Annotated in this window: 8 protein-coding genes, 3 pseudogenes and 1 riboswitch; of the genes and pseudogenes, 5 read left to right on the forward strand and 6 right to left on the reverse strand. The window is 70.4% G+C overall.

Annotated features, from left to right (window positions below):
* A pseudogene (locus FREUN1FDRAFT_RS34715) lies at positions 1-388 on the forward strand (hypothetical protein); the annotation flags it as partial.
* Between the two features lie 73 nt (positions 389-461).
* On the opposite strand, the gene FREUN1FDRAFT_RS34720 reads toward FREUN1FDRAFT_RS34715, so the two are convergent.
* A complete protein-coding gene (locus FREUN1FDRAFT_RS34720; protein WP_006545055.1) occupies positions 462-1,742 on the reverse strand; it encodes a cytochrome P450 in 1,281 nt (426 codons plus the stop codon).
* A gap of 20 nt (positions 1,743-1,762) precedes the next feature.
* Entirely contained in the window at positions 1,763-3,418 is a 1,656-nt protein-coding gene (locus FREUN1FDRAFT_RS34725; protein ID WP_006545056.1) for an AMP-binding protein, read from the reverse strand.
* Between the two features lie 113 nt (positions 3,419-3,531).
* Here FREUN1FDRAFT_RS34725 and FREUN1FDRAFT_RS34730 point away from each other — a divergent pair, with 113 nt between their 5' ends.
* The 3 genes from FREUN1FDRAFT_RS34730 (at position 3,532) to FREUN1FDRAFT_RS34735 (ending at position 8,761) form a co-directional block, all read left to right on the forward strand.
* Positions 3,532-4,863, forward strand: coding sequence for a CdaR family transcriptional regulator (locus FREUN1FDRAFT_RS34730; RefSeq protein ID WP_006545057.1), 1,332 nt, complete (start codon positions 3,532-3,534; stop codon positions 4,861-4,863).
* Between the two features lie 299 nt (positions 4,864-5,162).
* Positions 5,163-5,365: riboswitch (cyclic di-AMP (ydaO/yuaA leader) on the forward strand.
* Between the two features lie 12 nt (positions 5,366-5,377).
* A complete protein-coding gene (locus tag FREUN1FDRAFT_RS42445) occupies positions 5,378-5,755 on the forward strand; it encodes a transglycosylase family protein (RefSeq protein WP_083828921.1) in 378 nt (125 codons plus the stop codon).
* Positions 5,756-6,364: 609 nt separating this feature from the next.
* Positions 6,365-8,761, forward strand: a complete 2,397-nt coding sequence (locus tag FREUN1FDRAFT_RS34735) for a diguanylate cyclase domain-containing protein (RefSeq protein ID WP_050796158.1) — start codon at positions 6,365-6,367, stop codon at positions 8,759-8,761.
* An 80-nt stretch (positions 8,762-8,841) separates the two neighbouring features.
* Here FREUN1FDRAFT_RS34735 and FREUN1FDRAFT_RS34740 read toward each other — a convergent pair whose 3' ends face one another.
* The 4 genes and pseudogenes from FREUN1FDRAFT_RS34740 to FREUN1FDRAFT_RS48345 form a co-directional block, all read right to left on the reverse strand.
* Entirely contained in the window at positions 8,842-10,068 is a 1,227-nt protein-coding gene (locus tag FREUN1FDRAFT_RS34740; protein ID WP_006545060.1) for an amidohydrolase family protein, read from the reverse strand.
* A 141-nt stretch (positions 10,069-10,209) separates the two neighbouring features.
* Positions 10,210-11,010, reverse strand: coding sequence for a hypothetical protein (locus FREUN1FDRAFT_RS34745; RefSeq protein WP_006545061.1), 801 nt, complete (start codon positions 11,008-11,010; stop codon positions 10,210-10,212).
* A 125-nt stretch (positions 11,011-11,135) separates the two neighbouring features.
* Positions 11,136-12,173: an enoyl-CoA hydratase/isomerase family protein gene (locus FREUN1FDRAFT_RS34750; RefSeq protein ID WP_035956820.1), complete on the reverse strand. Its 1,038-nt coding sequence runs from the start codon at positions 12,171-12,173 to the stop codon at positions 11,136-11,138.
* Positions 12,174-12,433: 260 nt separating this feature from the next.
* Positions 12,434-12,623, reverse strand: a pseudogene (locus FREUN1FDRAFT_RS48345) (aldo/keto reductase); the annotation flags it as partial.
* Between FREUN1FDRAFT_RS48345 and FREUN1FDRAFT_RS34755 the strand changes: the two are divergent.
* Positions 12,618-13,505: pseudogene (locus FREUN1FDRAFT_RS34755) on the forward strand (RNA-guided endonuclease InsQ/TnpB family protein); the annotation flags it as partial. The pseudogenes FREUN1FDRAFT_RS48345 and FREUN1FDRAFT_RS34755 sit on opposite strands and share 6 nt — an antisense overlap.

The following is a 13,505-nucleotide window of genomic DNA, read 5'->3' on the forward strand; positions in this document are numbered from 1 at the left end:
CCTGGAGCTGACCAGGCAGGAGGCGGAATCGGCCTCCGGTCGAATCGCGGCCGATGACGAGCTACATGCCGTGCACGACCCCGCCATCAGCAGCGGCGACGAGGCTCGTGCCCGCCTGCGCCAGCTGATTCGGCAACGTGTCGCCGCGGCGGTGGGCGAGTCCGCCCTGCTGCCGCGCTGGCTGAACCGCGCCGTCGGCTACAGCCCACCGTCCGGCCAGAAAGGCGCCGCCTGGATGGACACAGCCGCGTCGATCGCGGCCTACCGCGTCACCTACGACGTGACGGACCCGGTCGACGCTCTGGGCGCGCCGCCCCGGACAGATCAGCGGGGGCAGCACGCCTGGTATGAAGATCTTCGCGAGCAACTCCGTGCTCTCGCGTTGTGATCCGGGGCGCGGGGGTGGATCAGAACCCAGCTGTGACCAGCTGAGACCAGTGGTGACTGACTGCTCCACCGGCCTAGCGGGTAGTGAAGTCGCAGTTCAGGCGCTTGACGCCGTTGACGAAGCTGCTGGCCAGCCATTCGGGTTCGCCGACCGCGTGGATGTCTGGCGCGCGGGCGAACAGCTCACGCCAGATCACCGAGATCTCGCGGCGAGCCAGGTGGGCGCCGAGGCAGAAGTGCGGGCCGTGGCCGCCGAACCCCAGATGCGGGTTAAGGTCCCGGCGGACGTCGAAACGGTCGGGGTCGGTGAACACGGATTCGTCGCGGTTCGCCGACGAGTAGAACAGCAGCACCTTGTCGCCGGCTGCCAGCCGCTGACCGGCGACGTCCACCTCGCGGGTGACGGTGCGGCGCATCCAGCGCACCGGGCTCGCCCAGCGCACGATCTCCTCGACGGCGGTCGCGCTCGTCCCGTCGATGTCACGCTGCCAGATCTCCCGCTGGGCGGGGAACGCCGTCAACGCGAGCAGCGCGTGGCTGATCGCGGTGCGCGTGGTCTCGTTGCCGGCGACCAGCAGCAGGATGAAGAACGAGGCGATCTCGCCGTTGTCCAGCCGCTCGCCGTCGACCTCGGCGAGGGCGAGCGCGGTCGTGAGGTCATCCGTCGGATTCGCCCGCCGCGCCGCCGCGGTCTCCTGCAGCAGCGCGGCGAGCTCGGCGCCCGCGCCGAGCAGGGCGGCGACGATGTCCGTGCCCTCGGGCACGTAGTCCGCGTCGGCGGAGCCGAGGATCACGTTCGTGCAGCGGAAGATGTCGGCGTAGCGCTCCCGCGGCAGGCCCATCATCCGGCAGATGACCTCCAGCGGGAGCCGGGCGGCGACCCGCTCGACGAACTCGCCCGGGCCATCCGCGACCAGGTCGTCGACGACGGTGCGGGCGATCGTGGCGATGTCGGCCTCGGTCTGCGCGATGATGCGCGGCGTGAACGCCCGGGAGACGATGCGGCGCAGCCGGTGGTGCCGGGGTGCGTCCAGGTTGATCATTCCGCCGAAGAACTCCAGGAACTCCGCCGGCAGGTCGACGATGGTCGTGGCGCCCTGCGCCGACGAGAAGATCCCCGGCTCGGCGCTGATCCGCGCGATGTCGGCGTGGCGGGTGACCGCGTAGTAGCCGGGTCCCGAGGGGATGGCGCCCTTGGCGAAGACCGGCTCCGGGTAGAACGGCAGCGGGCGTTCGGCCCGCAGCAGGGCGAACGCCGCGTCGATCTCGGCCCTCGGCCGGACCCAGAAGGACATGTCGGACAGGTCGACCTCGTCGACTGTGCGTAGCGGCGTCGAACCGGCGGCAACTGGCATCGCGGCGCATCCCTTCCGGGTCAGAGCTGGATGGTCCGGCCGGCCTGGTCGTACTGGCCGGCCTGGTTGTTCTTGCTGTACTGGTCGACAAGTAGCCGTTTGTAGAGCTTGCCGGTGGGATGGCGGGGCAGCTCGGTGACGATGTCGATATCCTTCGGCCGCTTCGGGCCGACAAGATGCTCACGGCAGTACCGCATCAGCTCGTCGACCAGCTCGTCCTGCGCCGCTGCGATGGCGGTATCGGTGATGGCCGCGGCGGGACCCGCGGTGGCGGCTCCGGTGACGCTCTCGACGACGGCCGGCACGGGCTGCACGACGGCCTGCACGCGCTGGCCCAGATCCGGGTCGGGCACGCCGAACACGGCGGCGTCGAGGACGTCCGGATGCCCCACCAGGAGGTCCTCGATCTCCTGCGGGTAGACGTTCACCCCACCGGTGATGATCGTGTAGGACTTGCGGTCGGTGAGGTAGAGGAAGCCCTCCTCATCCAGATAGCCGATGTCGCCGAGGGTCGACCAGCCGCGGGCGTCGTGCGACTCGGCCGTCTTCACCGGATCATGGTGGTAGTTGAACTCGGGACCCCCGGAGAACCAGACCGTGCCGATCTGGCCGGCGCCGAGCTCGACGCCGTCGTCGTCGGTGATGTGCGGGACACCGAGCAGCGCCCGGCCGACCGAACCGGGATGCGTAAGCCAGTCCTGCGGTGAGCAGGCCACGTAACAGTTGCCTTCGGAACCGGCGTAGTACTCGTGGACGATCGGCCCCAGCCAGTCGAGGACGGCCTGCTTGACATGGCGCGGGCACGGCGCCGCGGCGTGGATCACATACCGCAGGCTGGACGTGTCGTAGGCGAGGCGCTGCTCCTCGGGCATCTTCAGCAGCCGCACGAACATCGTCGGCACCACCTGGGCGTGGGTGGCCCGGTACTCGCTGACCGCGCCGAGGAACGCCGCGGGGTCGAACCGCTCCATCACGACGACGGTGCCGCCGAGCCGGGTCGCGGTCACGCAGTACCGCAGCGGGGCCGCGTGGTAAAGCGGTGCCGGTGACAGGTAGACCGTGTCCGGCCCGAACCCGTAGAGCTGCTGCAGCAGCGCGGGCAACGGCCCGCCCTCACCGATCGGCGCCGGTTCGGCGATCGACGACCGGATGCCCTTCGGACGCCCGGTCGTCCCCGAGCTGTAGAGCATGTCCCCGCCCTCCAGCTCGGTGTCGAGCGGACGCGCCGGGAAGGTCGCGACTACCTCCTCGTAGCGCTCGTGGCCGGGCAGGTCGGCGCCGACCGCCAGCCGGACGCGCACCGACGGCGTGCGGTCGAGCAGCGTGAGCGCCGACTGCTCGGTGGCGGCGGAGACGACCAGGGCCTTGGCCCCGCTGTCGTCCACCATGTAGGCCAGCTCGTCGGGAGTCAGTCGGTAGTTGGCGGCGGTGTACAACAGGCCGGAGCGCTGCGCCGCCCAGACCACCTCGAGGTAGCGGGCGTTGTTCTCCATGCAGACGGCGACCACGTCGCCGGGTCGCAGCCCGCGGCTCCACCACAGCTGGGCGAGCCGGTTGGAACGCTCGTCGAGCTCGCGGTAGGTGACCGACTCCCGGACCTGGCCGGCCTCAGTTCCGTCGATGACCAGGTAGGCGATCTTGTCTGGCACCTCGCGGGCGACCGATCCCAGGTACACGTGTCTCCTCCGATCCTCATCCACCGCCGACGCGGTGTGAGCGCAGCCTGAGTCTCGACAAATGTGACCTGGATCGCAGTGCATGCTAGCCCGAAACGACGTAGGGGTTTGTTGTGAGATCTCACAACGGCGACGGCGACGGCGGCCCGCCCGCCGAGCCGGGACCGCAGCCCCAGCCACCGGCGCAGCAGCCCCAGCCACCGGCGCAGCAGCAGCAGCTGCCACCGGCGCAGCAGCAGCTGCCGCCGGCGACGCGGCCGGCGCCGCGCTCGATCTGTGACCGGCTGGACCGTTCGCTCGGTGTGATCGCCGGCCGGATGGTCTCCGCCGTGATCGCGGAACTGCCGCCCGCGCAGGTCGTCCCGGAGCTGGGTCACGGTGAGCTGTCCGGGCTCGCCTTCGCCGGAGTGGAGCTGTTCGCCCGCTGCCTGCGCGAGGACCGCCTGCCGACACCCGCGGAGCTCGCCCTGCTGAAGCCGTCGGCGGCGCTGTCCGCGCCGGATGAGGTGGCGTCCGAGGCCATGCTGATGGCGCATCACATCGGCGCGCGGATCACCCTCGAGGAGGTCGCCCGGCTCGCGGGCCCCGGCGAGGAGGACGACGTGATCGCCGTCGCCGTGTTCCTGCAGCGCTTCCTGCCGATGCTCATCCCCGGCGTCGGCGCCGTCGCCGCCACGAACACCGGTCACGCCGCCCAGCGTGAGCTGCAGCGCGAGCTGGTGGGAGCGCTGCTCGCCGGTGCGCCCGCGGAGGTCCTCGCCGACCGTGCGGGGGTCGTGCTCGGCGCCGCCCACCTCGTGGCCGTGGTCCGTGTGCGCCAGCCCGGTGCCCCGGACCGGACGGGCCGCTACGCCCGGCGACTCCACGAGGCGTTCGGCACCTGCTTCGGGACGGCGGTCCCGGTCGCCGTGGACGACGACGGCCGCGGCGCGACGGCCCTGCTCCCGGTCGATGACGAGGACACCGCCGCCGTCATCGACCGGATACCGGCTCTGCTTGCCGTGGCCACCGAGGCGCTCGACGGTGCCCCGGTGGATGTCGCGGTCGTGGCGGCGGATCGCCGGGCCCGATTACCCGAAGCCCACGAGCAGGCCACCGAGCTGCTGCGGCTGGCCCGTGCGCTCGGCCGCGCCCCCGGCCTGTTCCAGCTCGACGACCTGCTGGTCGAGTACCAGCTCACCCGGCCCAGCGCCGCGCTGCCGGCGATCGAGCACCTGCTCGACGGCCTCGATGGCAAGCCTGACCTTCAGCGCACACTGCGGACGTACCTGGCCCTCGACCTGCGTCGCCAGGAGGCGGCCATGGCGCTGCACATTCACCCGAACACCCTCGACTACCGGCTGCGGCGGATCGCCGAGCTGACCGGCGCCGACCCGACGACCACCCGCGGCCTGCACCTGCTCTCCGCGGGACTGACAGCCCGCGCGGCCCGCCGGGACCCCTGACGCCGGGCGGCGTTCTGTCTGTTTTGTGTGATGTGCTCCCGTCGGGCAGGCGAAATTCTCGTCGCGCAGCCGAGTCCGGCGGTCACCGGGTGCGTGGTGGTTCCAGTCCCATTGTGGCGGGGTGCTGACGCTGACGGAATGTCGGCGGTATGAAAGGGGCGTTCCACCGCGCCGAGGTGGTCGGCGGCGGGCTTTTCAAGGCCCCCGGGTGGCGAGTGGTGCTCTTCACTGGGCTGTAGAAATCGCTGGCGGGTGGTGGGTAACGTTGTTGACGTGCTTCCGGACGTGGGGAGCGCACATCGGGTGGCACGCCGAATCCCGCCTCGCCCGGTGCTTCGACATCCAGCAGGCGGGAGCGGGGGGCCGAAGTTCCCGGGCGTCGTAGGCAGGCGCCCTTCGGGGTGAAGCCGCGCAGCGCGATCGGCCTATTACCAAGTGTGGCCGGGGCTGCTTTCTGGATCGAACCCGACAGCTGACTTCGCAGGTGTGAGGAAGGGTATTTATTTTGTCCCTGATGACTTCGGGTGCTCGCAAGAACCGTCGTTCCATCCGTCGTGGCCGTGCTTTGCTGGTCGCGCCGGTGTTGGCGGCGACGATTGGTGGCGGTATCGCGATGTCCCAGCCGGCGAGTGCCGCGGCGCGGCCGGATGCGCACAGGTTCCTGAGTGCTGTGGTGCCGTGTGAGTCCGGTGGTAATCCGCGTGTGGTGAACTCGATTGGTGCTGGTGGGCTGTTCCAGTTCATGCCGGGCACGTGGCATGCGGTGGGTGGTAAGGGTCTGCCGCAGAACGCGAGTGTGGCTGAGCAGTGGAAGCGTGCGCATATTCTGTATGCGCAGCAGGGTACGAGCCCGTGGGTGAGCTCGAAGCCATGCTGGGGTCACAAGATCTGAGCTGATCGAACACGGCGCTGATCCTGCGTCGCGCGACCTTCGTCAGGTCGGCCGCGGCTGGGTGAGGTGCGGATCAGAGCGGGGGCCACCGCCCCAGGCACGACGCCGGTGCGCCCGGACGTCCACAAGACGTCCGGGCGTATCGGCGTTTCTGCGTCTGCGCTGGTGGTCGGCGCCGGGTCGGCACCTGAAGCCACCTGGCAATCAGCAAGAAGTGAGGATTTCGGCTGCTTCAGCAGCCATGATCCTCACTTCTTGCTCGGCGACAGTGGCGGATTCCGCGACGGGCTGCTCTGCATCCCTTTTGTCCACTGCGCTCTCGTGCCACCGTGCCCATCGTGTCCCCGTGTCGCCTGGAGGCCCGCGATGGGTGCTGCGGGCGGATCATCCCGATGGGCACGGTGAGGATTCATCTGGCCACGGCTGGTTAGAATACTGATGATCGGTGTTATGGCGATGCGGCATCCGGACGGTCGTCCGGCCGGGGCGAGCCGATCGGGGATGTGACGTATGCCGATGGATGAGTCCGGTGGGCGGGTTCGCCGGCCGTGGCCGGCGGCGTTCGGCTGCTGGGCTTGCTGGGCTTTTGCCCTGCTTACCGTGATCTGCGTGGCCCTGCTGCCGGCCCCCTATGATCTTCAGGCTGTCGATATGTCCTGCACGGTGGCGACGCTGGTGGCCACCGTGGTGCTGCTGTCCACCGCGCGGCGCGCCGGTGCGAACGACCGGCGATGGCGCCTGCTGGTCGCCCTGACCACGTTCGGCGGCTTCCTGATCGCGCTGGCTAACTCCTGGCACGGCATCGTCCACGGTGCCGATGTCTACAACGAGATCGAGCTCGTCCACGCCACGTTCCTGCTCGCCTACCTGCCGGCGCTCGCCGGGCTGCTGCTCCTGCCGTCCGAGCTGGTGCTCGCCCGGGCGGGCCCGCGCAGCCTGCCGCGACCGCATGGTCGGCACTGGTATGTGATCACCGTGCTCGACAGTGCGCTGATCGTCGGTTCCGGCGCACTCGTCGCCTGGTCGACGCTGCTGGCGCCGGTCGTCCACCGAACCACGCTGAGCAGGCCGGCTCTGGCGATCGTCTTCAGTTCCATCGCGATCGGACTGGTTCTCGTCGTGGTGGCGGCACTGCTGGCCACGGCCCGCCGGCCACGGTCGCTGCCAACGCTGATACTGCTCGCGGCGGGCATGGCGGTCATGTCGGTGACGATGGGCGTCTACCTGTACCTGGCCGCCGCCACAAACGGAGTGGTGCCGGCGGCGGTTCACCTCGGCTACCTCGTCTCCTGGCTGCTCCTGATCAGTGCGGCGCTGGTCCCGCCCCCGCCGGGACGGCCGCCGTCGGAGCCGAGCCCGCAGACCGGTACCTGGGTGTTCAGCGTGCGCGCCGTCCTGCCGTATCTCGCGTTCGGCGCGGCCGGAGCGGTCACCCTCACCCGGCTCGCCACCGGGACGCGGGCCGACGAGCTCGACTTCTTCGGCCTGATCGGCCTGCTGGTGTTCCTCGTATGCCGGCAGCTGGCGACGATCGGCGAGAACGCCCGCCTGCTCTCCCTGGTGGACACCAGCCGACGCGAACTGCACCATCAGGCGTTCCACGACCCACTCACCGGAGTGGCGAACCGCGCGCTGTTCGCCGTGCGGCTGGAACAGGCCGTCGCCGCCCACGTCCGCGACCGCCGACGACTCGCGGTGCTGTACTGCGACGTCGACGACTTCAAACAGATCAACGACAACCTTGGGCACTCTGTGGGCGACGCGCTGCTGCAGGTCGTTGCCGGCCGGCTCCAGAGCGGGACCCGTGACACGGACACGGTCGCCCGCCTCGGCGGAGACGAGTTCGCCGTCGTCCTCGGCGGTGCGGGTGGCGATCCGGAGCCGGTGGCCCGCCGGCTCGGGAACATCATGCGGGCCCCCTTCCGCCTGGGGGAGCACAGCTACCCCGTCGGGATCAGCCTCGGCCTCGTCGTCAGCGAGCTGTCCCCCGGAACGGGCGACCACGGGGCGGCAACCGTCACGGCCGACAGCCTGCTGCGGGATGCCGACATCGCCATGTACGCGGCCAAACGCGCGAAGCGGGGTGGGCTCGTCGTCAGGAGGGCCGGCCGGCCCTCCTCGGACTCCCCGATACACCTCGGTGGTCAGCTCGCGGCGGCGTTGCGCGGCGAGCCCGGCAGCGGGACGCTGGACGTCGTCTACCGCGATGTCGTGGACCTCAGGGACGGTCGCGTCGTCGCCTTCGACGCCGGACCGTGCTGGAACCACCCGGATATCGGCCGCGTTGACGCCGGTCGGCTGTACCGCCTGGCCGACCGCGGCGGGCTCGCGCGGGCGATCGACACGTTCCTGCTCCATCGTTGTTGCGAGGACCTCGGCCATGACACGGCGGACGCCGGCTGCCACGGTGCGGCTGCGGCTGCCGACCGCCCCGCCGTGCTTGTCCCGATCTCCGCGGCCCGTGTCGCCGAGCCGTCGCTGGCCACCGAGATCCTCGAGGCGCTCGCTGAGCAGAGGCTCCCGCCCCGCGTGATCGTCCCCGCGTTCAGCGCCGCGGCGGCGGAGGGCGGTGACCCCGTCGCGGCCCGGAACGTGCTCGGTCGGCTGCGCCGCCACGGTGTCCGGTGCGCCCTCACCGAAGCGGCCGGCGACGCCGCCACACTGCGTCTGCTGCGCCTGCTACCCATCGACATCATCCGCCTCGACGCGGCCCTCACCAGCGTGGACGGTGAGGTACCCGCCAACCGCGACGCCGGCGAAGCGGGGGCCGGCACAGGAGCCGGAAACCAGGGCCGCGATGGCGAAGGTGACCCGGCGCTGGCGGACACGATCCGGTCCGCGCTGGTAGGCGCCGCCATCCGGCGTGGTCTCACCGTCATCGCCCCCGCCATCCGCGGCGAGCGGCAGGAACACCGACTCGCCGCCGACGGCTGCCAGCTCGGGGAAGGCCCACTCTACGACCGTGAAAGGCAGGGACGTCGAAGACACGGCCCGGCGCTCGTATAACTCGTATGTGCGGTCTCAGCACTGAACTTCCGGACGGCACTGAGCCGCCGGACGCAGGCGCCTGACAACAGGGATGGGCACTATCCGAAGGTCAGCTCCCGGGCGTTCCCGGCCATGATCCTGCGCTGGTCCGCGGCCGAGAAATCGGTGACGTTGGCGAGGAAGTCCTTCGGCTCGGCGACGCCCTCGGCATGCGGCCAGTCCGACCCGAAGATGATTCGCTCAACCGGTACCGAACGGGCCAGCTCGGCGACCGTCTCCTCGACGAACGGGGAGACCCACACATTCTCGTGGAACTGGTCGACCGGGCTGCGGGAGAACATGCCCGGGTTCTGGCTGTGCAGACGCTGCAGGACCCGCAGCAGCGACGGAACCCACGTGCCGCCGTTCTCGATGGAGGCGAAGCGGACACCCGGATGCCGCTCGAACAGGCCGTGGCAGACCAGCGCGGCCAGGAAGTCGTGAATGCGGCGCTCGTGCATGAGGGCGTCCACGAAAGGCTCGTAGAACGCGAGCGACGACACCTTTCCCACCCGCCGCCGGCTCGCATAGCCCCAGGTGTGCGCGATCGCGTCCTCGACCTCGCGGTGCCCCTCGTCGAAGCCGGCGTGCGCCGTCACCACCAGGCGCGCCTCGGCGACACGGGCCCAGAACGGGTCGAAAACCGGGTCGGCAGGCGACTTCGTCCCGTCGGCGGTGAAGACCGGCCCAGGCCGGATCGTGACGATGCGCGCGCCGCGCCCGATCACCCATTCGAGTTCCCGGATGGCGCTGTCCAGGTCGGACAGGGTCAGGTAGGGAACGCCGAAGATCCGGTTCTGGTAGGCGAAGCCCCAGTCGTCGTCCAGCCAGCGGTTGAAGGCGCGGAAGATGTCCACCGCCGCCTCGATGTCGGGCTGCATCGGGCCTTCCATGCACACGCCCTGCGAGGGGAACAGCCAGATCGCCTCCAGGCCCTGCTCGTCCATGACCCGCAGGCGGGCGTCGCGGTTGTACCACTCCGGATGATCGGCCGGCTGCTCACAGGTGAGCATGTGCGCCACGTCGGCCTTGGCGCCCCGGCCGGCGAAGTACTCGTACAGTGCGCCGGGCCGCGGACGCGGGTTGACGTCACCGGGGCCGGGGATCCAGGGATGTAGCTCGTCGCCGACGACGTAGCGCATCCGCCCGTCGATCTCCTTCACCAGCACGCCGCGATCGGCGTACTTCGGGTCGCGATGGCGGGTGAAGGCGTCGGACGTCTCCCAGTAGTGGTTGTCGGCGTCGAAGATCGTCGGCAGTTCCGGGCTGATGCTGATCACGCTCATCGACCTTTCCGCACGTTCGGAACCGACCGATGCCGCCCGGCGACGGCTCCCTCGGTATCGATATTGACCTCGACATTAGAAATGGCACTGATGAGTGTCAAGGTGCCGATCGCACTCCGTCGTGAACCAGCGCGCGTGGTCTCAGGTGTCGATCAGTAGCTGTTCGCGTGCGGTGGCGAACATCTGCCGCTGGGCTTCCCGCTTCTCGGGCGTGGCCGCGGTGTCGACGAGCAACTGGTAGACCTGGCCTGCCTGGCCCGCCACGAACAGCTCGACACGCTTGCGCGGCTCGGCCTGGCCGACCCAGTGGTAGTCCATCTCCAGCCAGAGGGCGTCCTTGCCGCTCTGCCGGATCGGGTGGCTGCGGGCGTTGAGATCGGCCATGCGGGACTCGGCCGTGTTGCGGTACCAGGCGAGCTGCCCGGCGGACGCGCTCTCGGGCGTCGACCCGTGCGTGGTGTCCCGCTTGACGCCTATCGCGTAGCTCCCGTCCGGCGATTGCCAGTTGCTCTGGAGCTCGTTCTTGGTCGCCCGGGTCCAGCCGTCCGGCACGGCGAACGTGACGGTGAGGTCGGGTTCGCGGACCCGCTGCCAGCCAGCTGGCAGCGCGGGCGGCGCCGCGGACTGGGAGCCGGCCGGTGTGGCCGACGCGAACGAGGTCGGCACGGCCGCCGCGGACTCGGGATCGGTCGATGTCTCGAAGACCGGAGTCCTCGAAACGGTCGGCGTCGCGGAAGCGGTCGGCGTCGGGGAAACAGTCGAGGTCGAAGGCGCGTCGGCACCGTAGGCGAGGGAGCGGCCGGGTGGCGAGGCGCCGGTGAGCTGCCCCCCGAACACCGCCAACAGAAGACCGACCACGGCGACGATCGCAGAGACCAGCGCGGCGATCTTCCCGACACCCATCCGCCGCCCCGTGGGCGTCCCGTCACCCGGACTGCTCATTCGGCCCCCACGTCCCCCGAATCGCCTGTGCCATAGGCACATTCAACCGTGCGACGCACTCGCGGACCGGCGTCCGGGAAGGACCGTTCGGCGTGTTTTATCCCGGCCGTCCCCGGCCTCCCCGGTTATCCCTGGTGGGGCCGCAGGTCGCCGGTCGGTGGCACGGCGAAGAACGTGCTGACCTGCTTCTGCGTCACCCCGGCCAGGGTCGGCGGGTTCCAGCGGGGGTTGCGGTCCTTGTCGATGATCTGGGCGCGGATGCCTTCGCGCAGGTCGTGGGAGCGCAGGCTGGCGCTGGAGACGCGGAACTCGGTGACCAGCGCCGCCCACAGGTCGGGCAGCCCGGCCGCGGCGCGCAGCGCCCGCAGCGTGACAGTGAGCGCGGTCGGGGACTTCCCCTCGATCTCGTCGGCGGCAGCCGCGGCGGCGGGGACGCCGTGTTCGCGCAGCCGGGCGAGGATCGCCTCGACGGTCGGGGCGCCGTAGCAGGCGTCGATCCAGTCTGCGTCCGCTTCCAGAACGCTGGGCGGCGGGGCGACGGTGAACTCCTCGACGATCTTCGCCGGGTTGCCGGCGTCGGCCGTCGAAGTGAGCGCGTCGATGAGCGCGGGCAGCCGCTCGCTGGGCACATAGTGGTCGGCGAGGCCCGCGTACAGCGCGTCCGCGCCGGAGAGGTGACCCGCGGTCAGCGCGGCGTGGGTGCCCGACTCGCCGGGCATCCGGGCAAGCAGCCAGGTGCCACCGACATCCGGCACCAGGCCGATGCCGACCTCGGGCATGGCGAGCCTGGTGCGCTCGGTGACGACCCGGACGCCGCCATGCGCGGAGATCCCGACGCCGCCGCCCATGACGATGCCGTCCATGAGTGCGATGTAGGGCTTCGGGTAGGCGCTGATCCGGTGGTTGAGGCGGTACTCGTCGGCCCAGAAGTCCAGCGACCCGGTGTCGCCGGAGCAGGCGTCCGCGTGGAAGGAGCGGATGTCGCCGCCGGCGCACAGCCCGCGGTCACCGGCGCCGTCGACGAGGACGGCGTCCACCCGGTCGTCGTGCTCCCAGTCGCGCAGCGCGGCGTCCATCGCGCTGACCATGGGATGGCTCAGAGCGTTGATCGCCTTCGGCCGGTTGAGGGTCAGCCGCCCGACCCGCCCGCGCACCACCCGCACGACCTCGGACGTCCCCGAGGCCCCGGCCGTTCCGGCAGGCCCGCTCGTCGCGGGTGCTCCCTGTGCTCCGGGGGCTGGTGTCTGGGATGTCTCGGGAGTCGGGGTCACCGGCGCGGCCTCCAGCTATGCGCGGGACGTGATGCCCCGCGTGGTCTCGTTCCTCCCTCCCAGGATCTGGCGTGCGCCCGGCCCGCGCACGCTCTTTCCCCACCGGCGCCCCGGCGCCCTCGCCCGCTCTCGCCGGCAGCGGTCCCGTACCGTCAGTGCCCGACCAGGCCCATGTGGTACGCGTTGTAGCGATCGCCGTGGATACCCAGGCGCTGCGCGACGGCAATCGAGGTCGGCGACCTCGTCGGCGGAGAGCGCCACCGCGGTCGCACCCGCGTTCTCGACCAGCCGCTCGCGGCGCCGGGTGCCGGGGATCGGCACGACGAACGGCTGCTGCGCTATGTGTACAACCGTGCGCTGGCCGAACGACACCGGGCCTGGACCGAGGAACGGCGCCGGGTCGGTCATGCCGAGACCGACCGGATGCTCACGTCGTGGAAACGCGAGCCGGATACACGGTGGCTCGCCGAGCCGTCGAAGGGACCTTTGCAGGCAACGCTTCGGTATCTGCAGGCCGCGTATGTGAACTTCTGGCAGAAGCGGGCTGGCTACCCGACGTTCAAGAGGAAAGGGAAGACCACCGACAGCGCGACCTACTTCCGGGGCTGTTTCAGCTTCCGGGATGGGTGGGTCAAGCTGGCGAAGCAGGACCGGCCGTTGGATATCGTGTGGTCTCGTCCGTTGCCGGCTGGGGCGGTGCCGTCGCAGGTGACGGTGTCCCGGAACAGCCGCGGCCAGTACCACGTGTCGATCCTGGTCGAGGAGACCGTAGCGGCCCTGCCGGCGTCGGTGGGACGGGCGGGTGTCGACGCGGGGGTCACGTCGCTGGTCACGTTGTCGACCGGGGAGAAGGTGGCCAACCCGAGGCACGAGCAGCGGGATCGGGAACGCCTTGCCCGGGCGCAGCGGGCGCTGTCCCGCAAGGCGAAGGGCTCGGCGAACCGGGCGAAGGCCCGGCTGCGGGTTGCCCGGGTTCATGGTCGGATCGCCGATCGGCGTCGGGATCATCTGCACCAGTTGTCCACGAGGATCATCCGCGAGAACCAAACGGTGGTCGTCGAGGACCTGGCGGTGCGGAACATGGTCCGGAATCGTTCGCTGGCCCGGGCGATCTCGGATGCGTCGTGGTCGGAGCTGCGGCGGATGCTGGAGTACAAGGCCGGCTGGTATGGCCGGGAGGTCATCGTCGTCGACCGCTGGTATCCGAGCTCGAAGACCTGTTCG

The sequence above is a fragment of the Parafrankia sp. EUN1f genome, assembly GCF_000177675.1.
Taxonomy (GTDB): domain Bacteria; phylum Actinomycetota; class Actinomycetes; order Frankiales; family Frankiaceae; genus Parafrankia.